The 22,658-nt window shown below is 65.1% G+C and carries 21 protein-coding genes and 1 pseudogene; 12 read left to right on the top strand and 10 right to left on the bottom strand.

Annotated features, from left to right (window positions below; genetic code table 11):
* Positions 1–73 precede the first annotated feature (73 nt).
* On the top strand, positions 74–976 hold the full coding sequence (locus tag AB8Z38_RS09235; protein ID WP_369724433.1) for a LysR family transcriptional regulator: 903 nt from the start codon (positions 74–76) through the stop codon (positions 974–976).
* Here the strand turns inward: AB8Z38_RS09235 and AB8Z38_RS09230 are convergent.
* The 3 genes from AB8Z38_RS09230 to AB8Z38_RS09220 form a co-directional block, all read right to left on the bottom strand.
* Positions 973–2,052, bottom strand: coding sequence for a D-TA family PLP-dependent enzyme (locus AB8Z38_RS09230; RefSeq protein ID WP_369724431.1), 1,080 nt, complete (start codon positions 2,050–2,052; stop codon positions 973–975). The two genes, AB8Z38_RS09235 and AB8Z38_RS09230, sit on opposite strands and share 4 nt — an antisense overlap.
* Before the next feature lie 64 nt (positions 2,053–2,116).
* Entirely contained in the window at positions 2,117–3,937 is a 1,821-nt protein-coding gene (locus tag AB8Z38_RS09225) for an ABC-F family ATP-binding cassette domain-containing protein (RefSeq protein ID WP_369724429.1), read from the bottom strand.
* 8 nt (positions 3,938–3,945) lie between these two features.
* On the bottom strand, positions 3,946–4,443 hold the full coding sequence (locus AB8Z38_RS09220) for a YaiI/YqxD family protein (protein WP_369724427.1): 498 nt from the start codon (positions 4,441–4,443) through the stop codon (positions 3,946–3,948).
* Positions 4,444–4,583: 140 nt separating this feature from the next.
* On the opposite strand from AB8Z38_RS09220, the gene AB8Z38_RS09215 reads away from it, so the two are divergent.
* Positions 4,584–5,384 (top strand): hypothetical protein, encoded by an 801-nt coding sequence (locus AB8Z38_RS09215; protein WP_369724425.1) that lies wholly within the window; start codon positions 4,584–4,586, stop codon positions 5,382–5,384.
* 167 nt (positions 5,385–5,551) lie between these two features.
* Here the strand turns inward: AB8Z38_RS09215 and AB8Z38_RS09210 are convergent, their stop codons facing one another.
* A complete protein-coding gene (locus AB8Z38_RS09210) occupies positions 5,552–7,924 on the bottom strand; it encodes a xanthine dehydrogenase family protein molybdopterin-binding subunit (RefSeq protein ID WP_369724423.1) in 2,373 nt (790 codons plus the stop codon).
* 210 nt (positions 7,925–8,134) lie between these two features.
* On the opposite strand from AB8Z38_RS09210, the gene AB8Z38_RS09205 reads away from it, so the two are divergent.
* Both AB8Z38_RS09205 and AB8Z38_RS09200 read left to right on the top strand, forming a co-directional pair.
* A complete protein-coding gene (locus AB8Z38_RS09205) occupies positions 8,135–9,208 on the top strand; it encodes a Ppx/GppA phosphatase family protein (RefSeq protein ID WP_369724421.1) in 1,074 nt (357 codons plus the stop codon).
* A 1-nt stretch (position 9,209) separates the two neighbouring features.
* A complete protein-coding gene (locus AB8Z38_RS09200) occupies positions 9,210–9,887 on the top strand; it encodes an RlmE family RNA methyltransferase (protein WP_369724419.1) in 678 nt (225 codons plus the stop codon).
* 166 nt (positions 9,888–10,053) lie between these two features.
* Here AB8Z38_RS09200 and AB8Z38_RS09195 read toward each other — a convergent pair whose 3' ends face one another.
* Complete coding sequence (locus tag AB8Z38_RS09195) at positions 10,054–11,544, bottom strand: MFS transporter (protein ID WP_369724417.1); 1,491 nt, start codon at positions 11,542–11,544, stop codon at positions 10,054–10,056.
* Between the two features lie 286 nt (positions 11,545–11,830).
* Between AB8Z38_RS09195 and AB8Z38_RS09190 the strand changes: the two genes are divergently transcribed.
* The 5 genes from AB8Z38_RS09190 to AB8Z38_RS09170 all read left to right on the top strand — a co-directional run bounded on the left by AB8Z38_RS09190 (position 11,831) and on the right by AB8Z38_RS09170 (position 15,832).
* Positions 11,831–11,959 carry a type II toxin-antitoxin system RelE/ParE family toxin gene (locus AB8Z38_RS09190; protein WP_369724415.1) on the top strand — a complete coding sequence of 43 codons (129 nt, stop codon included), beginning with the start codon at positions 11,831–11,833 and terminating at the stop codon, positions 11,957–11,959.
* A gap of 10 nt (positions 11,960–11,969) precedes the next feature.
* Positions 11,970–12,380 carry a helix-turn-helix transcriptional regulator gene (locus AB8Z38_RS09185; RefSeq protein WP_369724413.1) on the top strand — a complete coding sequence of 137 codons (411 nt, stop codon included), beginning with the start codon at positions 11,970–11,972 and terminating at the stop codon, positions 12,378–12,380.
* 217 nt (positions 12,381–12,597) lie between these two features.
* Positions 12,598–14,088: an IMP dehydrogenase gene (gene guaB, locus AB8Z38_RS09180; protein ID WP_369724412.1), complete on the top strand. Its 1,491-nt coding sequence runs from the start codon at positions 12,598–12,600 to the stop codon at positions 14,086–14,088.
* Between the two features lie 282 nt (positions 14,089–14,370).
* Entirely contained in the window at positions 14,371–15,393 is a 1,023-nt protein-coding gene (locus AB8Z38_RS09175) for an NADP-dependent oxidoreductase (RefSeq protein ID WP_369724410.1), read from the top strand.
* A 151-nt stretch (positions 15,394–15,544) separates the two neighbouring features.
* Positions 15,545–15,832: a hypothetical protein gene (locus tag AB8Z38_RS09170; protein WP_369724408.1), complete on the top strand. Its 288-nt coding sequence runs from the start codon at positions 15,545–15,547 to the stop codon at positions 15,830–15,832.
* A gap of 8 nt (positions 15,833–15,840) precedes the next feature.
* Here AB8Z38_RS09170 and AB8Z38_RS09165 read toward each other — a convergent pair whose 3' ends face one another.
* Positions 15,841–16,680, bottom strand: a complete 840-nt coding sequence (locus tag AB8Z38_RS09165; protein ID WP_369724407.1) for a metallophosphoesterase — start codon at positions 16,678–16,680, stop codon at positions 15,841–15,843.
* Positions 16,681–16,748: 68 nt separating this feature from the next.
* Positions 16,749–17,384: an acriflavin resistance protein gene (locus AB8Z38_RS09160; RefSeq protein ID WP_369724405.1), complete on the bottom strand. Its 636-nt coding sequence runs from the start codon at positions 17,382–17,384 to the stop codon at positions 16,749–16,751.
* 155 nt (positions 17,385–17,539) lie between these two features.
* On the opposite strand from AB8Z38_RS09160, the pseudogene AB8Z38_RS09155 reads away from it, so the two are divergent.
* Together AB8Z38_RS09155 and AB8Z38_RS09150 are read left to right on the top strand one after the other, a co-directional pair.
* A pseudogene (locus tag AB8Z38_RS09155) lies at positions 17,540–17,963 on the top strand (MAPEG family protein).
* A gap of 9 nt (positions 17,964–17,972) precedes the next feature.
* On the top strand, positions 17,973–19,274 hold the full coding sequence (locus AB8Z38_RS09150; protein WP_369724403.1) for an RsmB/NOP family class I SAM-dependent RNA methyltransferase: 1,302 nt from the start codon (positions 17,973–17,975) through the stop codon (positions 19,272–19,274).
* Between the two features lie 208 nt (positions 19,275–19,482).
* Here AB8Z38_RS09150 and AB8Z38_RS09145 read toward each other — a convergent pair whose 3' ends face one another.
* From AB8Z38_RS09145 to AB8Z38_RS09135, 3 genes are all read right to left on the bottom strand, one after another.
* The gene (locus tag AB8Z38_RS09145) at positions 19,483–19,692 is read right to left on the bottom strand and encodes a cold-shock protein (RefSeq protein WP_045000506.1); all 210 of its coding nucleotides are present in this window, start codon (positions 19,690–19,692) and stop codon (positions 19,483–19,485) included.
* A gap of 262 nt (positions 19,693–19,954) precedes the next feature.
* A complete protein-coding gene (locus tag AB8Z38_RS09140) occupies positions 19,955–20,287 on the bottom strand; it encodes a DHCW motif cupin fold protein (RefSeq protein WP_369724400.1) in 333 nt (110 codons plus the stop codon).
* A 223-nt stretch (positions 20,288–20,510) separates the two neighbouring features.
* On the bottom strand, positions 20,511–20,879 hold the full coding sequence (locus AB8Z38_RS09135; protein WP_369724398.1) for a nuclear transport factor 2 family protein: 369 nt from the start codon (positions 20,877–20,879) through the stop codon (positions 20,511–20,513).
* A 148-nt stretch (positions 20,880–21,027) separates the two neighbouring features.
* On the opposite strand from AB8Z38_RS09135, the gene guaA reads away from it, so the two are divergent.
* Positions 21,028–22,626: a glutamine-hydrolyzing GMP synthase gene (gene guaA, locus AB8Z38_RS09130; protein ID WP_369724397.1), complete on the top strand. Its 1,599-nt coding sequence runs from the start codon at positions 21,028–21,030 to the stop codon at positions 22,624–22,626.
* Positions 22,627–22,658 lie beyond the last annotated feature (32 nt).

Raw genomic sequence — 22,658 nt, 5'->3', positions numbered from 1 at the left:
GCGAGTACCCCTTTAGGCCGCAGGCCTAATATGCTACAATTCAAATAAGCCTATAAAGAATATGCGAGTTTGTATGAATACCCATGACCTTGTCGCCTTCGTTGCCGTGGTCGAGACCGGATCGATCGTGGCTGCTTCGGCGCGTCTCAATCTCACTCAGCCCGGCGTGACCCGGCGCATCCAGAATCTCGAGGAGATGCTGGGAGCACAGCTGCTGGACCGGTTGTCAAAGCCGCTGAAGCCGACGGCAGCGGGCCATGAGGCCTATGAGCAGGGCCGACGCCTGCTCCGGATGCTCGATGATCTCAAGTCGGGCGTCGCCAATGACGGCGTGGTGCGGGGCGAGTTCAGGCTCGGTCTGACGCCGTTCCTCTCCGAGGCCGGGCTGACCGGACCGCTCGATGCGGTGCGCGCCGAATTTCCCGCGCTGGCGGTGCGTGTCGTCTCCGGCTGGTCGCCGAACCAGCTCGAGCGGGTCAGCCGCAACGAGCTCGATGCGGCCGCGATCTGTCTGCCTGACGGTGCGGTGCCGCCTTCCGATCTCGCCGCCGACGATCTCGGTGCCCAGCCCGTCGTTTTCGTCGTCGCGCGCGACATGAAGATCCCGCGCATCGTCGATCTGGAACGGCTGTCGCAGCTGTCCTGGGTGATCAACCAGGACGGCTGCGGATTTCGCGATACGCTGAAGCGCAAATTCGATGCGCAGCATCTGCCGTTCAGTATTGCCGTCGAGGCGCTGGACAGCGAGCTCCGATTGTCGCTGGTGTCGCGCGGCCTGGGCGTCGGGCTGGTCACACCGATCGCCCTGAGGCGCAGCGCGTTTCGCCACAAGCTCAAGCCGATCGCTGCGCGCGACTTCAAACCCGCCGTGCGCGCATGGATCGTCCATCGCGCGCCGGCCGGCCGGCTGGAGCGGCCGATCAAGCTATTTCGTGATGGACTCGACCGGGAGCTCCAGGCCCTGATCGGCGGCTAGCGCAGCTTGCCCCGCGCGGCAACCGGCAACGTGCCGATGATCTCCTCGCCGCGCACCATCACGACCTCGTCCATCATGTTGACGACGACGCAAACATGATTGGGCACGATGCGGACGACATCGCCGACATTGGGGCGGGTGTTGCTGCGGGAGAGGTCGAGGAAGCCGTGCTCCTCGGCAAAGCGTGCGATCTTCGCTTCGGGGTGTTCCAGGATGAGGCCGTGGCCGTCGAGGCCGCCGGTGTCCGTCGTCAGCGTCTTGGAGCCGGCATCGAGGATGCCGCGCTCGGGCGCGGCACGGCTCACCACCGTCGAATAGATGTGAAGCGCGCAGTCGTCCCAGGTGGCGGAGCCGGCGGCGACCTGCATGCGGTCGTTGTAAATGTAGGTGCCGAAACGGTGCTCGGTGCCGCCCTTGAGCTTGCCAATGTTCTTGAGGTTCGGCGTGCCGCCGGTCGAGACCATGGTGGCGTCCAACCCGTGCGCGCACACGCCGGCCAGCGCCTCGTCGAAAAACATTTGCGCGTCGGCCCAGCCGGTCTCGGTCGGATAGAGCATGAAGCCGGCGAAGTGCAGCCCCTTGGATGCTGCGATCTCACGCGCGAGCGCGATCGCCTCGGCCGGCGTCTCGACACCGGCGCGCTTGCGCCCCGTGTCGCATTCGACCACGACCGACAGAGGACGGCCCGAAGCCGCGGCAGCCTTGGGCAGGCCGGCGACAACAGTCGAATTGTCGGCGGCCACCGTCATGTTGGCCTTGGCCTGCAGCCCACCGAGCCGCGCCATCTTCTCTTCGCCGAGGAGATTGTAGCTGATCAGGATGTCGTCGATGCCGGCATTGGCCATGATCTCGGCCTCGCCGAGTTTCTGGCAGGTGATGCCCTTCGCGCCCGACGCGACCTGCATCTTCGCGATGGTCGGGTTCTTGTGGGTCTTGATGTGCGGCCGGTTGGCGATCCCGGCGTCGTCGCAGGCCTTCTGGATGCGCGCGATGTTGCGCTCGACCCTGTCCATGTCGATGACGGCGCAGGGCGTGCCATATTCACGGGCGATCTTGGCGGCGAGAGGAGTTGTCATGGGAATCTCTTAGTTGGCGCGCATTCTGATCGCAAAACCGGTGCCCACTTTTGCGGAATGCGCGCTAGGCCTGTTCAATTTCTTCGCGCCGCACTTCGAGCTCCAGCCATTTGTCCTCGGCCTCGGCCAGTTCCTTTTGCGCCTTCGTCAGGGCGTCAGAGGCCTGGTCGAAGCGCTTGCGATCCTTGCGGAACAGATCGGGGTCGTCAAGGAAGCGCTGCTGCTTGGCGATCTCGGCCTGCAGCTTGGCGATGGTCTTGGGCAGCGTGTCCAGCGCATGCTGCTCGTTGAAGCTCAACCGTCGTTTGCTAACTCCGGAAGGCGCGACTGACCGCATCTCTGTCTTGCCTTCGCCAGCCTTGTCTTGGACCGCCTTGGCCGTCGCGCGCTTCACGTCGGCGCCGCGCTGGGCCAGCATGTCGGTGTAACCGCCGGCATATTCGAGCCAGCGTCCGTTGCCCTCGGGCACGATCACCGACGTCACCACGCGGTCGAGAAAATCGCGATCATGGCTGATCAGGATCACGGTGCCCTCATAATCGCCGAGCATTTCCTCGAGGACATCGAGGGTCTCGAGGTCGAGATCGTTGGTCGGCTCGTCCAGCACCAGGAGGTTGGAGGGCTTGGCCAGCGCGCGTGCCAGCATCAGCCGGCCACGCTCGCCCCCGGACAACACCTCCAGCGGCGTGCGCATCTGTTCCTGGGCGAACAAGAAGTCCTTCATGTAGCTGACGACATGCTTCGGCTTGCCGCCGACCATGACATGATCGCCGCGGCCGCCGGTCAACGCCTCGGCCAGCGTCGACTTGGGATCGAGACTTTCGCGATGCTGGTCGAGCGTCGCCATCTCGATATTGGCGCCGAGGCGGACGCCGCCGCTGTCCGGTGCGCTGCCGCCGGTCAGCATTTCGATCAGCGTGGTCTTGCCGGCGCCATTCGGGCCGACGATGCCGATGCGGTCGCCGCGCTGGACGCGGATCGAGAAGCCGTCGACGATCTTTCGCTCACCATAGGACCGGCTGATATTCTTGGCCTCGATGACGAGCTTGCCGGACTTGTCGGCTTCGGCGGCTGCGAGGTTGGCGTTACCGGTCGCGCCGCGATAATCGCGCCGCTGGTCGCGCAGCGCGTGGAGATTGCCGAGCCGCTTGACGTTGCGCTTGCGCCGGCCCGAGACGCCGTAGCGCAACCAGTGCTCCTCGTTGACGATCTTGCGGTCGAGCTTGTGCTGGTCGCGCTCTTCTTCCGCGAGCACCTCGTCGCGCCAGGCCTCGAAGGCGCTGAAGCCGCGGTCGATCTGCCGGATCTGGCCGCGGTCGAGCCAGGCGGTGCTGCGCGACAGGTTGGACAGGAAGCGCCGGTCGTGGCTGATGATCACCAGCGCGCAGCGGCGGCTCTCCAGTTCGGCCTCCAGCCATTCGATGGTCGGAAGATCCAGATGATTGGTCGGCTCGTCCAGCAGCAGGATGTCGGGCGAGGGCGCGAGCACGCGGGCCAGCGCGGCGCGGCGCGCTTCGCCGCCGGAGACATGCGCCGGATCTTCTTCGCCGCTGAGACCGAGCTGTTCGACCAGATAGCGCGCCTGATAGTGATCGTCGCCGGCATTGAGCCCGGCCTCGACATAGGCCAGCGTGGTCGAGAAACCGGAAAAATCGGGCTCCTGCGGCAAATAGCGGATGGTGGCGCCGGGCTGCACGAAACGGCTGCCGCCATCCGGTTCGACCAGGCCGGCGGCGATCTTGAGCAGCGTCGATTTGCCGGACCCGTTGCGGCCGATCAGGCAGACGCGCTCGCCGGTCGAAACCGACAATTCGACGCCCGCGAGCAGCGGCGTGCCGCCAAAGGTCAGCTTGATATCGCGCAGTTGTATCAGCGGTGGCGCCATGCGGTGTCTCAGTCCTGTCTCGTTGTGGCCTGCTCGGCGCGGCGGCGCTGGATGCGGCGGATGGTCTGGTCGAGCGTCGACAGGAAGGTCGAGCGGTCGCGAGGCGAATACGATTTCGGACCGCCCGTGACTTCGCCAGCCGAGCGCAAATCGGTCATCAGGTTGCGGACCGCGAGCGTCATCCCGATCGATTTCTCGGTGAACGCCTTGCCGTTGGACGCAATCACATCGGCACCGGCCTTCACGCAGCGGCTCGCGAGTGGAATATCCGAGGTGATGACGATATCGCCGGGGCCGGCGCGTTCGGCGATCCAGTCGTCGGCGGCATCCATGCCGGCGCCCGCCGCGACCCGCTCGATCAGCGGATCCTGCGGCACGCGAATGAAATTGCCCGCGACCACGCTCACGGGCAGGCCGTGCCTTCCGGCGACGCGATAGATCTCGTCCTTCACCGGACATGCGTCGGCGTCGACATAGATGCGGGTGGCGTTTTGAGGGTTCGTCATTGTCCGTAGATAGGGCTTGCGAAGCGGTTTCGCAGCAGCCGCGTGGTACCCCATCCCGGTCGCAAAGGCGAGGGGATTGACCCCGGTTCCTCAAGGCCTACCATCGGCCCGAAACAACGAGAATTTGGGGAAGCCAAGCCATGCCGAACCGGCTCGAAACCTACCGCGTCGAGGCCTACAACACCGCCAAGCAATCCGAAAACAAGATGCACGACGACAATGTGGCGCGCCGCTTCGGCTTTTCCGGCGGGCTGGTCCCGGGCGTCGATGTCTTTGCCTACATGATGCACGTGCCGGTGGCGCGCTGGGGCCGCGATTTCCTCATCCGCGGCCTGATCGAGGCGCGCTTCATCAAGCCGGTCTATGACGGCGAGACCGCGGACGTTGACGCGACCGAGCACAATGGCTTGCTCACGATCGAAGTGTTCAGCCGCACCGAACTCTGTGCCACCGGCACGGCGTCGCTGCCTGCGGCCGCGCCGGCGGTGTCGTTGAGCGACTATGTGGAAGTGGCGGCAGTCACCGAGCGCAAGCCGGTGAGCGCGGCGACGTTCGAGACCGGCACATCGCTCGGCACCACGCCACGCCGCTGGGCCGGGCAGGACGCCGCGGACTATCTCGCCGACATCCGTGAGGCCGATCCGATCTTTGCGCGCGAGGGGCTCGGCCACCCCGGCCTGATCCAGCGCGTCATGAACCGGGTGCTGGTCGACAACACCATCCTGGGTCCGTGGATTCACGTCGGTAGCCGCATGCAGCTTCTCGCACCCGCGCGCACCGGCGACGAAATCACCGCGCGAGCAAAAGTCACAGCAAACTACGCGAAGAAAGGCCACCGCTTCGTCGAGCTCGACGCGCTGGTCGTCGCCAATGGCACGACGCCGCTGGCGCATTGTCAGCACACCGCAATCTACCAGCCACGCGAGCAGGCGGCGGCTTAAGTGTAGGGAACGGGCACAGCGCGTCCTCAAATCCGCTGTCATTCCCCGCGAAGGCGGGGAATCCAGTACGCCGCGGCTTCTCGGTCAATCACTCCTGTCTCGGAGTACTGTCATCGCCCGGTCAAGCCGGGCGATGACAGTGTGCGTGTGGAGGCAGAAGGGCAGCCCTACGCCGCTGCCGTCTTCGCGTCCTGGATCGCCCGCCACACCCGCTCCGGGGTCAGCGGCATGTCGATGTGCTTGATGCCGTACTCGGAGAGCGCATCGACGACCGCGTTCACCACCGTCGACATGCTGCCGGCGCAGCCGGCTTCGCCGCAGCCCTTGCTGCCCAGGGGATTGCTCTTGGCCGGCACCGGGTGGTCGCCGACGGCCATGTTAGGAACGTCCTCCGCGCGCGGCAGTGCGTAGTCCATCAGCGAGCCCGTGATCGGCTGCCCGCTCTCGTCGTAGCGGACCTGCTCCATCAGCGCTTGTCCAATGCCCTGCACGACGCCGCCGTGGAGCTGGCCCTCGACCAGCAGCGGATTGATCACCGTGCCGAAATCGTTGACCGCGCTGTAGCGCACGATCTGCACCACGCCGGTGTCGGGATCGATCTCGACCTCGGCGACATGGCAGCCGTTCGGGAACGCCGACGGCACCGGCTCGCTGGTGTGGTCGACGTCGAGGCTATCCGGCACGCCGTCCGGCACCTTGCCCTCATGCAGGCGCTTGGCGAGCTCCATGATGTCAATGCTGCGATCGGTGCCGGCGATGGTGAAGCTGCCGCCTTCGAACTCGATGTCGGCCTCGGAGGCTTCCAGCATGTGCGCCGCGGCGCGCTTGCCCTTCTCGATCACGAGCTTCGCGGCTTCCACGATTGCCATGCCGGTCGCAGTGATCGAGCGCGAGCCGCCGGTGCCGTTGCCGGTGTGGACGATGTCGCTGTCGCCCTGCACCAGCTTGACGCTTTCGAAGGGAACGCCGAGCTGCGCGCACAGCACCTGCGCAAATGGCGTGGCGTGGCCCTGGCCGTAATCGAGCGTGCCGGTGATGAGCTGCACGCTGCCATCAGGATCGAACACGATCTTGCCGAGCTCGACGCCGGGAGGTGCGGTGACCTCCAGATACGAGCCGACCGCGATCCCGCGCAGCTTGCCGGCCTTCTTGCTCTCTTTCTTGCGCTTGGCAAAATTCTCGTAGTCGGAGATCTCCAGCGCCTTGTTGAAGACCGACTGGAAGTCGCCGCTGTCATAGGTGACGCCGGAGGAGGCCGGGAACGGCATCTGGCTCGGCTTGATGAAATTGCGCTTGCGCAAGGTCAGCCGGTTGATGCCCATCTCGTCGGCGGCGCGGTCGATCAGCCGCTCCATGTAGTAGTTCGCCTCGGGCCGGCCGGCGCCGCGATAGGCGCCCATCAGCGTGGTGTTGGTCAGGACCGTCTTGATGTCGATCGCCATCAGCGGCGTGCGATAGACGCTGGAAAAGTTCTTGCCGGTGTTGAGCGAGAGCGGACTGGGCGCAACGCCGGTGATGTAGGCCCCGAGATTGCCGTAACCTGAGAGTCTGGCGGCGAGGAAGTGCCCCTCGGCATCGAGCGCGAGCTCGGCATGCATCTTTTGCCCGCGGCCGTGGCTGTCGGAGAGGAAGCTGGTCGAGCGCTCGTCGAGCCATTTCACCGGCCGGCCGAGCGCCTTGGCCGCGTAAAGGATGCACATGTATTCGGGATAATTGACGTTCTTCATGCCGAAGGAGCCGCCGACATTGGCGGTCAGGATCCGCACCTTCTCGTTCGGCACCTTCAGGTTCTTGGCGAGATTGGCGCGGTTGCCGGCAACGCCCTGCGTCGGCATCTGGATGGTGTAGCGCTCGGTGACCTTGTCGTAGGAGGCGAGGCCGACGCGCGGCTCCATCGAGACGACAGCGACGCGGGTGTTCTCGATGTCGAGCTTCGTGACGTGGGCGGCGCTGGCGAAGGCCGCGTTGACCTTCTCCGTGTCGCCATAATGGTAGTCGAGCGCGACGTTGTTCGGGATGTGGTCGTACAGCTGCGGCGCGCCGGGCCGAGCAGCTTCTTCGGGATCGGTAACCGCCGGCAGCGGCTCGATGTCAATTTCGACCGCTTCGGCTGCGTCGCGCGCCTGGGCCAGCGTCTCCGCCACCACGAAGGCGACGGGATCGCCGACGAAGCGGACCTTATCGGTCGCGAGCGGGTGGCGGTTGGTCTGGAGCAGGGGCGAGCCGTCACGGCTCTTCAGCGGCAGCCCGCAGGTGAAAGGGCCGTAGCCGGCGGCGTTGAGGTCGGTGCCGGTCCAAACGCCGAGCACGCCCGGCATCGCCTTTGCGGCCTCGGTGTTGATGCCGCGGATGATGCCATGGGCATGGGTCGAGCGGACGACCACCGCATGGGCCTGGCCGGGCAGGTTGAAATCGTCGGTGTAGCGGCCCTTGCCGCGCACCAGCGTGTCGTCCTCCTTGCGGCGGACCGGCTGCCCGACGCCGTATTTTTGCAGTGCGATAGCGTTTTCGAGCGTGGACGATTTGGTGTGTTCTTGCATGGAATTGACCTGAAAAGCCGGCAATTGCGCGTTTTGTGGGCGCCTGGGGGACCGGATCCCCTCAAATAACCCACCGACCCGTTCACGACAACGCACGAATGGGCATGGTCCCATGTGATGCGTTGTTGCACAGGACTGACGCGCTGCTAATGTTTCAGGCGAAAAAGCAATTCCAGATCGGCCCCTTAGGGCCGCGGAAAGACAGTTTGTATGAATGACCACACGCGGCTCCGCGACGGCCTTGCGCCGCACGGTGAGCTCGAGGGGTCGATGGCGGCGGTGGCATTGGCCCCCGAACCGTCCGTCGTCGCGCAAGCGCCGGGAACCGGCGTCTATGCGGCGCTCGACCTCGGCACCAACAATTGCCGGCTCCTGATCGCCTGTCCGACCCACGACGGCTTTCGTGTGGTCGATTCCTTCTCACGCATCATCCGGCTCGGCGAGGGTGTCTCGGCGACGGGGTGCATCAGCGAGGCCGCGATCGAGCGTGCCATCGTGGCGCTCAGCATCTGCCGCGACAAGATCAACTTCCGCAAAGCGCGGCGCCTGCGGCTGATCGCCACCGAGGCCTGCCGCGCGGCCTCGAACGCGGACGGGTTCCGCAGCCGGGTGGCGGCCGAGACCGGGATCGAGCTCGAGGTGATCGACCGCGGAACCGAGGCGGCGCTCGCCGTGCTCGGCTGCTCGCCGCTGGTCGACCCGAGGGGACGCGGCGCGATCCTGTTCGATATCGGCGGCGGCTCGACCGAGCTGGTGCGGATCGAGCGCGACCCGCAAGATCCGGAGCCTCGGATCAAGGCCTGGATGTCGATCCCGCTTGGCGTGGTGACGCTCGCCGAGCAGTTCGGCGGCCGCGACGTCACGCCGGAGATCTATGCCGCGATGGAGCAGGAGGTGGCGAACCACGTCGCGCCGTTCGCGGAAGCGCATGGCGGCGATCTTGCCGACATGCATCTGCTCGGCACCTCCGGCACGGTCACGACGCTCGCCGGCATCCACCTCAACCTCGCGCGCTATGACCGCCGCCGGATCGACAGCGTGTGGATGAACGATTCCGACATTACCGCGACCATCAGCAGGCTGCTCGGCATGAGCTACGAGGATCGCGCCAACAACAACTGCATCAGCATCGAGCGTGCCGACCTCGTGCTGGCCGGCTGCGCCATCCTTGATGCGATCCGCCACGCTTTTCCGCTGCCGCGCCTGCGCGTCGCCGACCGCGGCCTGCGCGAGGGCATGCTGGTCGAGATGATGCGCGAGGACGGCGCGCTCAGGAGCTGGTGAGATGGCCAAGGACACCACCGGCCGCTTGCACGTCCAGGTCAAGACCGGCGGCAAGCGCAAATTGTCGTCGAAGCTCTGGCTGGAGCGGCAGCTCAACGATCCCTATGTCGTCAAGGCCAAGGCTTTGGGCTATCGCTCGCGCGCCGCTTTCAAGCTGCTCGAGATCGACGACAAATACCGGCTGCTGAAACACGGCATGTCCGTGGTCGATCTCGGTGCTGCGCCGGGCGGCTGGAGCCAGATCGCCGCCAAGCGCGTCGGCTCGGTCGACGGCAAGGGCAAGGTCGTCGCGATCGATCTGCTGGACATGCCGGAGATCGCCGGCGTCGACTTCGCGCAGCTCGACTTCATGGAGAACGACGCGCCGGAGAAGCTCAACGCCATGCTCGGGGGCGGCGCCGACGTCGTGATGTCCGACATGGCCGCCAACACCACCGGTCACCGCAAGACGGACCAGCTCCGCATCGTCGGCCTGATCGAGACCGCGGCCGCGTTCGCCTGCGACGTGCTCAAGCCCGGCGGGGCGTTCCTCGCCAAGACGTTCCAGAGCGGTGCCGACGCCGACCTGCTGGCCCAGCTCAAACGCGACTTTGCCACGGTACGTCATGTGAAGCCCGCCGCCAGCCGGCAGGATTCGTCGGAGCGTTACGTGCTGGCGACGGGATTTCGGGGGGCTTGAACCCCAATATCCGCAGTCGTCCCGGCGAAGGCCGGGACCCATAACCACAAGCAGGTGTGGTTACGGGGACTCGGAGTTGCGGGTCTCGCGCCACAACTCCTCCCTGTGGTTATGGGTCCCGGCCTGCGCCGGGACGACACGGAGTGTGTTGCGCCATTGCGTGAACCTATCCCAACCTTTGGTCCCGCGCGTTCTGGGTATCCTCGGTCGCGGTTTTGACGGCGGCATTCGCCGCGCTCTTGGCCGCGCCTTTGCGGCTCGCGATCTCCACGGCCTTGCGGCCGGAGATCTCGTGGCCGGCGTCGCCGGGCATCTGCCAGAAGAACCAGCTCGACGCCGCCGAGGTCAGCGCGACCACGACGAAGGCCGGCGCGAACATCGTGGCGTCGAGCTCGCTGACATGATTGAGCCACATCGTGGTCTCGACCGAGGCCGCCCCGACGGCGATGCCGGCCGAGACCGCGAGCTGCTGGTTGACGCTGACGAGCGTGGTGGCGCGGCTCATCTGCGCGGTCTCGACCTCGGCATAGGCGACCGTGTTGATCGCGGTGAACTCGAGCGAGCGGAAGAAGCCGCCGACCACCAGGATGATCATGATGATGAGCAGCGGCGTCGTCACCGTGAACAGCGCGCAGGCGGCGAGGAAAACCGCGCTGATGATCGCGTTCACCGCCATCAGGTTGCGGAAACCGAAGGCGCGGATGATGCGCGCGGCGAGCGTCTTCATGCCCATGGCGCCGAGCGAGGAGCCGAAGGTGACGAGGCCGGACTTGAACGGCGACAGGCCGAAGCCGATCTGCATCAGCAGCGGCAGCAGGAACGGCAGCGCGCCGATGCCGAGCCGGAACATGAAACCGCCAAGAATGGCCGCGCGCAGCGTCGGCAGCTTCAGCAGCGAGAAGTCCAGCACCGGCGATCCCGTCCGCCGGGCGTGCAGCACATACAGCGTCATCGAGATCGACCCGCCGATGACCAGGCCGGCAACCGTGCTCCACGGCAGCAGATTAAGCCCGGCAACAGACAGACCGAAGGCGATGCCGGCAAGCCCGATGCCCGCCAGCACCATGCCGTAGAGGTCGAACGGCTCGCGTTCCTCGCTCTTGATCGGGTCGATGAAGCGCAGCGCCATGAAGATGCCGAGCAGCCCGATCGGGATGTTGATCAGGAAGATCCAATGCCAGGACGCATAGGTGGTGATGAAGCCGCCGAGCGGCGGACCGATCACGGGACCGATCATCGCCGGCACCGTCACCCAGGCCATCGCATTGACGAGCGCGCTCTTGTCGACCGAGCGCAGCAGCACCAGGCGGCCGACCGGGGTCATCATCGCGCCGCCCATGCCCTGGAGGATGCGCGCGAACACGAAATCGTTCACCGAGGTCGAGAGCGCGCAGCCGACCGATCCGGCCATGAAGACGCCGACCGCGATCGCAAACACCATCCGCGCGCCGAAGCGGTCCGCGGTCCAACCGCTGGCCGGAATGAACACCGCAAGCGACAGCAGGTAGGAGGTGATCGCAAGCTTCAGCGTCAGCGGGCTGGTGCCGATATCGGCCGCGATCGCCGGCAGCGAGGTCGCGATCACCGTCGAGTCCATGTTTTCCATGAACAGAGCGGTGGCCACGATCAGTGGAATGATGCGTTGCTTGTCGACCATGACGGATTGGTAATGGCAATCGGAAGGAGGAGCGGGAATTGCGGCTTATCACCGCTACTCGGCCGGGACCATTGAGGATCAACGCATAGCACCTAAATCCTGCACGGGCGACCATCGCACTTTGCGATAGACATGCTTGCTTGCGGCATCGCGATGTGCGATGTTCGGCATGTGAAGGAGATCGAGTTCACTTCGGCTGCGGTCCGCCAGTGGCGCAAGCTTACGGCTGCCACGCGCGCTCAGATCGATCTCAAGCTGCAGACCTTTGCGCGGACCGGAGCGGGCGATGTCAAGGCGCTCCAAGGGGACGCACGGCATGCGGCTCCGCGCTGGCGACTGGCGGGTGCTTTTCACGGTGAGAGGCAACACGCTTACAGTTCACGCCGTTGGGCACCGCCGTGAAATCTATGATTGAGAGGTACACCATGGCTAAATCCGGCGCTGCGAAGAGCATTGTCCAGTTCATCCGAACACCCGCGGGCGATGATCTGGCAGTCCTGCCACGCAACGAGTATGACCGGCTGGTGGCGCTTGCGGCAGAAGCGCAGGAAGATGCCGCCGCAAGCCGGATTGTTCGGAACTCCATGCGCGCTCTGAAAGAAGGCCGCGACGTGGTGCTGCCAAAGGTGGTCGTTGACCGGCTGACCGCAGGAGAGAACGCGATCCGCGTGATCCGCGAATGGCGCGGTATGATTCAGGACGAATTGGCCGCAGCAGCTGGTATCAGTCAGAACTACCTCTCTGACATCGAGAACGGCCGGCGTAAGGGACCTGCCGAGCTACAGAAGAAGTTTGCGCGCGCCTTGGGCGTTCCAGTCGACCTCCTGATCGACTGAGGCAGCCCGCCGCCGGGCCATCCCCACCGACTCGGCCTAAAAAGCCTGTGCATGGCTGGCCAGCGGTCCGAATTGCTTTGATTCGTCACCGGGCCGTGCTATCGACCCGCGTCAACCCCACCGATGGGCTCCGATTCTCCGGCGATGCCGCAAGGCACGCCGAGGGCGGCGCTCATCCATAGCCATTTGCGGCATCGCCGCAGGAAGGAGTTGGCACATGGCCACGGTGCAACAAGGCATCCGCGAAGCCTTTACGTTCGACGACGTGCTGTTGAAGCCGGGCCTGTCGGACGTCATGCCGGGCGAGGTCGATATCCGCTCGCGCGTGACCCGCGCCATCCCGCTCAACATCCCGATCATGGCGTCCGCCATGGATACTGTGACCGAAGCCCGCATGGCGATCGCCATGGCGCAGGCCGGCGGCATCGGCGTCATCCACCGCAATTTCGATCCCGAAGGGCAGGCCGCGCAGGTGCGGCAGGTCAAGCGGTTCGAGTCGGGCATGGTGGTGAATCCGCTCACCATCAGCCCCGAGGCAACGCTCGACGATGCGCTCAAGCTGATGAGCGATCACGGCATCTCCGGCATTCCCGTGGTCACCGGCGCCGCCAAGTCGATACCAGGCAAGCTGGTCGGCATCCTCACCAACCGCGACGTGCGGTTTGCGACCAATCGCCAGCAAAAAATCTCCGAACTGATGACGCACGAAAACCTCGTCACGGTGCGCGAGAATGTCAGTCAGGACGAAGCCAGGCGGTTGCTGCATCACCACCGCATCGAGAAATTGCTGGTCGTCGACGAGCAGTATCGCTGCGTCGGGCTGATCACCGTGAAGGACATGGAGAAGGCGGTCGCTCATCCGCTCGCCTGCAAGGACGGGCAAGGCCGCTTGCGCGTGGCCGCCGCCACCACGGTCGGCGATACCGGTTTCGAGCGCACTGAGCGGCTGATCGATGCCGGCGTCGATCTCGTCGTGGTCGACACCGCGCACGGCCATTCGCGCCACGTGCTGCATGCGGTGAATCGCATCAAGCGCCTGTCCAACTCGGTGCAGGTCGTCGCCGGCAACGTCGCCACCGCCGAGGGTACGCAGGCGCTGATCGATGCGGGCGCTGACTGCATCAAGGTCGGCATCGGGCCGGGCTCGATCTGCACCACGCGCATCGTCGCCGGTGTCGGCGTGCCGCAGCTCACCGCGATCATGGATGCGGTGGAAGCGGCGAAGAAGTCCGACATTCCCGTCATCGCCGACGGCGGCATCAAATTCTCCGGCGATCTGGCCAAGGCGCTCGCCGCCGGCGCCGACATCGCCATGGTCGGCTCGCTGCTCGCCGGCACCGACGAGACGCCCGGCGAAGTCTTCCTGTGGCAGGGCCGTTCCTACAAGGCCTATCGCGGCATGGGCTCGGTCGGCGCGATGGCGCGCGGCTCGGCCGATCGCTACTTCCAGCAGGACATCAAGGACACGCTCAAGCTCGTGCCTGAAGGCATCGAGGGCCAGGTGCCGTACAAGGGCCCGGTCGGCAACGTCATGCACCAGCTCGCCGGCGGCTTGCGCGCAGCGATGGGCTATGTCGGCGCCCGCGATCTGAACGAGCTGCACAACAAGGCGCAGTTCGTCCGCATCACCGGCGCGGGACTGCGCGAAAGCCACGTCCACGACGTCACCATCACGCGCGAGGCGCCGAACTATCCGGGCGGCGGTTAGGTTCGCTCAGCACGTGCCAAGAAGACGGTGTCATGTCCCGCGAAGGCGGCATCCAGTACGCCGCGGCTTCTCGGCTCAATCACAATTGTCTCGGAGTACTGGATCGTCCGCCCCAGTGCGTAATTGCGCACAAGGCGGACGATGACAGCGAGTGTGTGGCGTGCGCCTGCCACAAGCTCGTCATTGCGAAGAGCTTTCGCGACGACGCAAATCCAGTCCTTTTGTATTGACGCGGCTGGATTGCTTCGCTTCGCTCGCACTGACAGAAAGTGGAGGAAGCCCATGTCCCAAGCCAAACGCATCGTTCTTGCCGCGCGTCCCGTCGGCGAGCCCAAGCCGTCCGATTTCCGCATCGAGGAATTCGCAGTGCCGACGCCAGGCGCAGGCGAGGTCCTGTTGCGCACCATCTGGCTGTCGCTCGATCCCTATATGCGCGGGCGCATGAGCGAGGGTCCGTCCTATGCCGCACCGGTGCCGATCGGCGGGGTGATGGAAGCCGGTACGGTGTGCGAGGTCGCGGCCTCCAACAATCCGAATTTCGCCAAGGGCGACATCGTGCTTTCGCGTGCGGGCTGGCAGACGCATGCGATCTCGGACGGCAAGGGGCTCGCGAAGATCGATCCAAAGCTTGGGCCGATCTCGACCGCTGTCGGCGTGCTCGGCATGCCCGGCATGACCGCGTATACGGGCCTGCTCGATATCGGCAAGCCGCAACAAGGCGAGACCGTCGTCGTCGCCGGCGCTTCCGGTGCGGTCGGCTCGGCCGTGGGCCAGATCGCCAAGATCAAGGGCGCACGCGCGGTCGGCATCGCCGGCGGCAAGGACAAGTGCGACTTCGTCGTGAAGGAGCTCGGCTTCGATGCCTGTCTCGATCACCGCGATCCTGATCTGGCCGCCAAGCTGAAGGATGCCTGCCCGAAGGGCATCGACGTCTATTTCGAGAATGTCGGCGGCGCGGTATTCGAGGCGGTGTTCCCGCTGCTCAACGCGTTTGCGCGCGTGCCGGTCTGCGGCCTGATCGCCCATTACAACGACACCGAGGCCAAGCCGCCGAAATGGGCCGGCGCGATGATGCGCAACATCCTCACCAAGCGGCTGACTTTGCGCGGCTTCATCGTCTCGGACTTCGCCGCCCGCCATGGCGACTTCCTGCGCGACATGTCGGGTTGGGTCCGCGACGGCCGGGTGAAGTACAAGGAGTTCGTCACCGAGGGCCTGGACAGCGCGCCGGCGGCCTTCATCGGGCTGCTCAAGGGCGCCAATTTCGGCAAGCAGTTGGTCCGGGTCGGGCCGGACAAGGCTTGATCCGCCGCTCCCGGCCCTCTGGGAGCCCGGGTATGGTTAACAAACAGTGACCGATCGGCCACACCTGGCGGCAAAAGCCGCAGGCGTGGCCGTCGGTTCATTGACGTGCCGGGGAAGGCATTGAATCATCGCGCATATTTTAGGTGTTGCGATGTTAGAGATCAGTCTTTTCTGCGTAATCCTTGTCGCCGCGGGCTATTGGACGACCATGTTCGTCATGGGCCGTCGCGATGACGTCATCCATGGCAAGTTCGTTCATGCCGACGACGAGGCCAGCCCGCCGTCGATGCCGCCACCGCGTCCACCGTTTCCGAAGCGGCCGGTCAAAGCGCCGCCGTCCAATGGTCAGCCGGCTTCAGAGCCGGCCAGGCCGGTCAACAGCGACGCGCTGCAATCCTTGCTCGCCGTGATCCAGCAGGATCTAAAGAGCGTCGCCTGAGACGCGCGCTACTGCGCGCCCATCTGCGCCAGCAGCTCTCCGACATCCACATCGAGCTGGCCGGGCGCCCTGAGGTGGCGAACTTCAAGACTGTCCGGCTGGAAGCGGTACTCGACCAGGCCGGTTTCCTTGATCGCGATCCGGTCCTGGCGCTTGTCGTTGATGACGAAGCCCGCCGAAGGCGCCCAGACGTGGCGCGTGTGGCGATAGGTGAAGTCGCGGCGCTGGTGCACGTGACCGCTGGCGATGAGGCGCAGATCGAGGCTTGAAAACATTTCGATCAGCCGCGCCCGTGCCGGTTGCGGCACGTAGCGGATCGAGGTCTCGGGAGTTTCGGGATCGTCGGGCTGGTCGAGAAACAGCGGCTTGTGCAGGAACAGCGCGACCGGTCCGCCATTGCTGCGCGAGATCTCCGAGGCGAGCCACTCGAACTGCGCGGCCTCGAAGGCGAGCCCTGAATTCATCACCAGCGAGTTGAGGCCGATGAAGCGCCAGCCGGCCGCCTCGAACGACCAATGGTCGGCGCCGATGATGTCGCGGAATTGCTGGCGGTGCGCCTCGCTGACCGGCGGCTTGGGCGCCGGCCCGATCGCGGTCGGATTGTCGCCGATGTCGTGATTGCCCGGCAGGTAGCGGCAGGCGACCGGCAGGGCGTCGTGCAGGCTCTTGGCGAACACGACATCGTCGCGGCTGGTCGGCCCGTCGAACGAGACGTCGCCGGTGTTGATGACGAGATCGGGTCTATCAGCGTCGATGTGCTCGCAGACGCGATGGAAATTGGCGATCAGGCCGGGGAAGCGGCGGCCGAGATGGGTGTCGGAAATCTGGGTCAGGCGAAATTCGGACATGGACGAAGTATTGCCCGGCCAAGCGTCGGAACGATGACGCGCGCGCACGCTTCCCCATGAAACAAAGTTTAAAGCACGCGATAGCGGATCGTGTAGGCGTCCTGCGGCGCGACGGGGCCGGCCTGCGGCGTGGCAATGCGGTCGGCGAGATGCCACGGACCGAACTGCTCGGAGCGATGCGGCTCGGCGGGCAGGCGGAGGCGGAATTCGAAGATGCCCTTGCCGGGCAGGTTCACCACCAGCACCCGGTCGGCGGTGCGGTGGTCGAGCGCGACCGCGCCGCGCAGCAGCGCGCGGCCGTCTGCGAGGTCGCTGACGCCGTCGACCAGTGCGAGCGTCTGGTTGCGGTCGGTGTGCAACTCGATCTGGCTGTCGGACGCCGTCGTCAGGGTCTCGCGCGGCATGCGGATCTCGAACTCGACCGCGGGCTTGGACGGGTTGAGGCCAAGATAGGCGAGCGCGGCGTGGCGCATGTCGTAGGCGGCAAAGGCGAACAGCGCGGCCGCGGCCAGCGCCGCCAGGCCGTGCCTGAGCACGTCGCGCCAGGTCCGGTAGGCCATGCGGAAATAGACCGTCAGCGTCAGGGCGACCGCGAGCGCGGCCGCAACGCCTGACAGCGCCGACATCAGCAGGCCGAGCCGACCGTCAGCGGATTCGGTCAAAGGGCCGATCATGCCCGCTATCTGGCCGAAGAGGGTGTTCATGGCGGTATCTCGTCAGGCCCGAAAGGCCGAAATCGCTTTAACTATCGACCCTTGGTCGCCGAAGCCGGAACGCCGGTTCAAGTCGCTGATTGTCAGGAGGAGGAGCGGCGGCTAGAGCATGGATCCGGCGGCCCCCGCCGAGTGGGAAAGTTCCGATGTCCGTTCAAATGGTTTTGCTGCCGGTCTTCGTGCAGATCGGGCTCACCTTCGCGCTCCTGATCGGCATGGTGTTCAGGCGCCGGAACGCGCTGGTCTCGGGCGAGACCAGGATTCTGCGACATTGCGCTCGGCGAGCCGAACTGGCCGAAGGGCGCCACACAAATCGCGAACTGCTACCGCAACCAGTTCGAGCTGCCGGTGCTGTTCTACGCCCTGATCGCGCTGGCGCTGCCGTTGCGCCATGCCGACCTCTTCATCGTGCTGATGTCCTGGGTGTTCGTGGTGACGCGGTTTGCCCATGCCGGCGTCTTCGTTTCCTCGAACGATCTCGGCCGGCGCTCCTCGGTCTGGCTTACCGGCGTGCTCGTGCTGCTGGCGATGTGGATCTACTTCGCACTGAAGATTTTGTTGCTGATCTGAAAGATTCAAATGACTCCCGCCGCCCGGCTGTCCGCAGCCATCGAACTGATCGACACCATCGAGAGAGACCGCGTGCCCGCGGCCAAGGCGCTGAAGGAGTGGGGCACCGCGCACCGCTTCGCCGGCTCCGGTGACCGTGCGGCGATTGCCGGCCTGGTCTGGGACGTGCTGCGCCGCTACGCCTCCAGCGCCTATCTGATGGATTCCGACACCGCGCGGGCGCGGCTGATCGGCATGCTCCGCCTCGAGCGCAACATGGACAGCGCCACCATGGCCGCGCTGTTCGACGGCAGCCGGTTCGCACCCGCGCCGCTCACGGAGGCCGAGCAGGCCGCGCTCGCCACGCGCTCCCTGAACAACGCGCCCGCCGCGATCGCCGGGGACTATCCGGAATGGCTCGATCCGTATCTGGCAAAAGCGTTCGGCGAGGACCGGGTCGCGGAGGCGGTCGCGATGGCGAGCCGGGCGCCGCTTGACCTTCGCGTCAACACGCTAAAGTCCAACCGCGACAAGATGCTGAAGGCGCTTGCTCATCTTCATGCGAAACCGACGCATTGGTCCGCAACCGGCCTGCGCGTCGAGCTTTCCGCCGATGCGCGCAATCCCGGGCTCCAAGCGGAGGAGGATTTCATCAAGGGCGCCGTCGAGGTTCAGGACGAAGGATCGCAGCTTGCGGCGCTTTTCACCGCGGCCAAACCCGGCGAGCAGGTGATCGACCTCTGCGCCGGCGCCGGCGGCAAGACGCTGGCCTTGGCCGCGATGATGCAGGGCAAGGGCCGGCTGATCGCGACCGACAGCGACAAGCGGCAGCTCGTGCCGATCCATGAACGGCTGTCGCGCGCCGGCGTCCACAATGCCGATGTCCGCACGCCCAAGGGCGACACCGACCCGCTGGCCGACATCCGCGCCTCGGCCGACCTCGTCGTCATCGACGCGCCCTGCACGGGAACCGGCACCTGGCGCCGCAATCCCGACGCCAAATGGCGGATGCGTCCCGGTGCGCTGGAGATCCGCCTCAAGGACCAGGTCGAGGTGCTGGAGCGCGCCGTGCCGCTGGTGCAGGCCGGCGGCCGCATCGCCTACATTACCTGCTCGGTGCTGTCGGAGGAGAACGGCGAGCAGGTGAGGGCGTTCGTCGAGCGTCACCCTGATTTTTCCGTAGTGCCGCCGGAGCAGACCGCGAGCGTGCTCTGGGACAAGACCGAGGAATTTTCGCAAGCCGCGCGTCAGTCCGACGAAGGCTGGCTGATGACCCCCCGCCGCACCGGCACCGATGGCTTCTTCGTCTCGGTGCTGAAGAAGGCTTCGTAGCTTCGTAGGGTGGGCAAAGGCGCGACGCGCCGTGCCCACCATCTCTCCGCGGTTGCAATAGAAGTGGTGGGCACGCTTTCGCTTTGCCCACCCTACAAGAATCAACCATTCCAAAACAAAAACCCCGCCACCGAAATCTCGGTGGCGGGGCTTGTAATCCTACGACCTGCCGGTACGTCCGTGGTCAGATCGCGAATTGCGCGGCCGACTAGCCGGCGCGGAGGTTGTCAGCCGAGGACTTGCCGCTGCGGCGGTCCGCGACGATGTCGAACGAAACCTTCTGACCCTCGTTGAGGGTGCTCAGACCAGCGCGCTCAACGGCGCTGATGTGAACGAAGACGTCCTTGTCGCCGTTGTCCGGCTGAATGAAACCAAAACCCTTTTGGTTGTTGAACCACTTCACGGTGCCCATTGCCATAGTCATTTCCTTTCATAGACGATGCACTCAGGGGGACAAATGCGCATAAATTTGCGCCCATCGTCCCGGTTGGTCGATTTTGGAGAAATACCTGAAACGTGCTCGTCCATTGGAAATGAGACGGAGCGGCCCAGTCGTTCGGCCAAGGATCGATGATCACAATGTAGCGAATTAATGGGGCAAGTTCAAGGCGCCACGCGCTCGCGGCGAGCCCCCATGGCTTTGCTATTTTGCGCTGCAAAATGCGGCGCTTGGAAGTCGGTCAATCGACGATAAACAGCGTCGCCCCGGTGGCCGTCGAGGAGCGATGCGCGGCATCGCCGAAATCCGAAACCTGGTAGCTCATCCCCGCCGTCAGCTTGAACTTGCGTCCGTCGTGCAGCTCGCTGTCGAGCTCGCCCTTCAGCACGTAGAGCACGTGGCCGCGGTCGCACCAGTGATCGGCCAGATAGCCCGGCGAATAGTCCACCATCCGCACCCGGAGATCGCCGATGTTCAGCGTCCGCCACCGGGCCTCGCCGGTTTCGCCCGGATGCACGGTCGCCTCGACCTTGCTCCAGTCGGTGACGGTGAAGGGGGAGGTGGGGAGTTTCATGTGGAGGGTCCTGTGTGTCAGAGCCGGCGGTGATGTTGTTAGCGCAGGCGCTCGCCGCAGTCTCCGTTGTTGCGAGCTTGGGACACATGCGTCCCTCACTCTCGCTGTCGTCGCCCGACTTGATCGGGCGATCCAGTAATCCGAGAGGTTCGTGGTTCATTGAGAAGCTACGGCGTACTGGATTCCCCGCTTTCGCGGGGAATGACAGCGGTGCGTGAGGCCCTCACTCCACCAAATGATTCGCCGATCCCTGCACGATCAGTCCGGCATCATTCACCCGCAAATACTCGCAGATCCGCTTTCCCCGCTCGTTCTCGTAAAACACGACGAGGCTGTCCGGGCTCACATACACGTCGATCAGCGAAAAATGCAGGTTCGGAATCAGCCCGAGCGCCTTGCTCCAATAGGCGCGCAGCGCATCCTTGCCGCGCACGGTGCCGTCGGCACCAAACCCCAGCGCGGGGATGCGGTCCGAGGTCATCACGGCTGCGTCGTCATAGAGCGAGAGCACGCGCTCGAGGTCGCGCGCATTCCAGGCCTCGACCCAGATCTGGCCGAGCGCTGCGAGCTGTGATGGCTGATGTTGTGGCACGGCGTTCTCCCTGACTGGCCCCTGTTTGGCATGTGGGGCAATTAGGTCAATAATACTTACCTATATCCATTTGTCCATGCCCAAAGAAGGATGTGGGCGCGCAATCCGCGCGGTTGCGGGCAGGGACGCCGTCGCGTATTGGCTTGCCATGACAGCAGCACAGACCGACCGCTCCGCGTCGACGCCCCCAATGGCCTCGGCGCATGACAAGATTCTCATCGTCGATTTCGGCAGCCAGGTGACGCAGCTGATCGCGCGCCGCGTGCGCGAGGACGGCGTCTATTGCGAGATCGTCCCGTTCAACAAGGCCGAAGAGGCCTTCAACGCGATGAAGCCGAAAGCGGTGATCCTCTCCGGCGGCCCGGAATCGGTGCATGAGGAAGGCTCGCCCCGCGCGCCGCAATCGATCTTCGCCTCGGGCGTGCCCGTGATGGGCATCTGCTACGGCCAGATGGTGATGGCGGCGCAGCTCGGCGGCGAGGTCGAGGGCGGCCATCATCGCGAGTTCGGCCGCGCCGATGTCGAGGTGAAGGCGCCGAGCAAGCTGTTCGAGGACGTCTGGTCGCCCGGCGGCAAGAACCAGGTCTGGATGAGCCATGGCGACCGCATCACCAAAATGCCGCCGGGCTTCTCCGTCGCCGGCACCTCGCCGAACGCGCCGTTCGCGATCATCCAGGACGAGACGCGCAAATATTACGGCCTGATGTTCCACCCCGAAGTGGTGCACACGCCCGACGGCGCCAAACTCATTCGCAATTTCGTGCGCAAGATCGCAGGCCTCTCGGGCGACTGGACCATGCGCGCCTTCCGCGAGGAGGAGATCGCCAAGATCCGCGCCCAGGTCGGCAAAGGGAAGGTGCTCTGCGGTCTTTCCGGCGGCGTCGATTCCGCGGTCGCGGCCGTCTTGATCCACGAAGCCATCGGCGACCAGCTCACCTGCGTGTTCGTCGATCACGGCATGCTGCGTCTCGACGAAGCCAAGACCGTGGTCGATTTGTTCCGCCACCACTACAACATTCCGCTCGTGCACGTGGATGCCTCAAAGCAGTTTTTGGGCGAGCTCGAAGGCGTCACCGATCCCGAAACCAAGCGCAAGACCATCGGCCGCCTCTTCATCGAGGTGTTCGAGGCGGAGGCCAAGACAATCGGCGGCGCCGACTTCCTGGCGCAGGGCACGCTCTACCCCGACGTGATCGAGAGCGTCTCCTTCACTGGCGGCCCCTCGGTGACGATCAAGTCGCACCACAATGTCGGCGGTCTGCCCGAGCGCATGAACATGAAGCTGGTCGAGCCCTTGCGCGAGCTGTTCAAGGACGAGGTCCGCAAGTTAGGTCGCGAGCTCGGCCTGCCCGAAATCTTCGTCGGCCGCCACCCGTTCCCGGGCCCCGGCCTCGCCATCCGCTGCCCCGGCGAGATCACCAAGGACAAGCTCGACATCCTGCGCAAGGCCGACGCCGTCTACATCGACCAGATCAGGAAGCACGGCCTCTACGACGAGATCTGGCAGGCCTTTGCCGTGCTGCTCCCGGTCAAGACCGTCGGCGTCATGGGCGACGGCCGCACCTATGATTTCGTCGTGGGCCTGCGCGCCGTCACCTCCACCGACGGCATGACCGCGGACTTCTACCAGTTCGACATGAAATTCCTGGGCGAGACCGCCACGCGCATCATCAACGAGGTGAAGGGCGTGAACCGGGTGGTGTACGACGTGACCAGCAAGCCGCCGGGGACGATTGAGTGGGAGTAGGGCTTCGGTAAGCCGTAGGTATTCAAATCGGG

It is taken from the genome of Bradyrhizobium sp. LLZ17, assembly GCF_041200145.1.
In the GTDB taxonomy this organism is placed as follows: domain Bacteria; phylum Pseudomonadota; class Alphaproteobacteria; order Rhizobiales; family Xanthobacteraceae; genus Bradyrhizobium.
The sequence above is the reverse complement of the archived record's forward strand: the minus strand, read 5'-3'. Positions and strand labels throughout refer to the sequence as shown.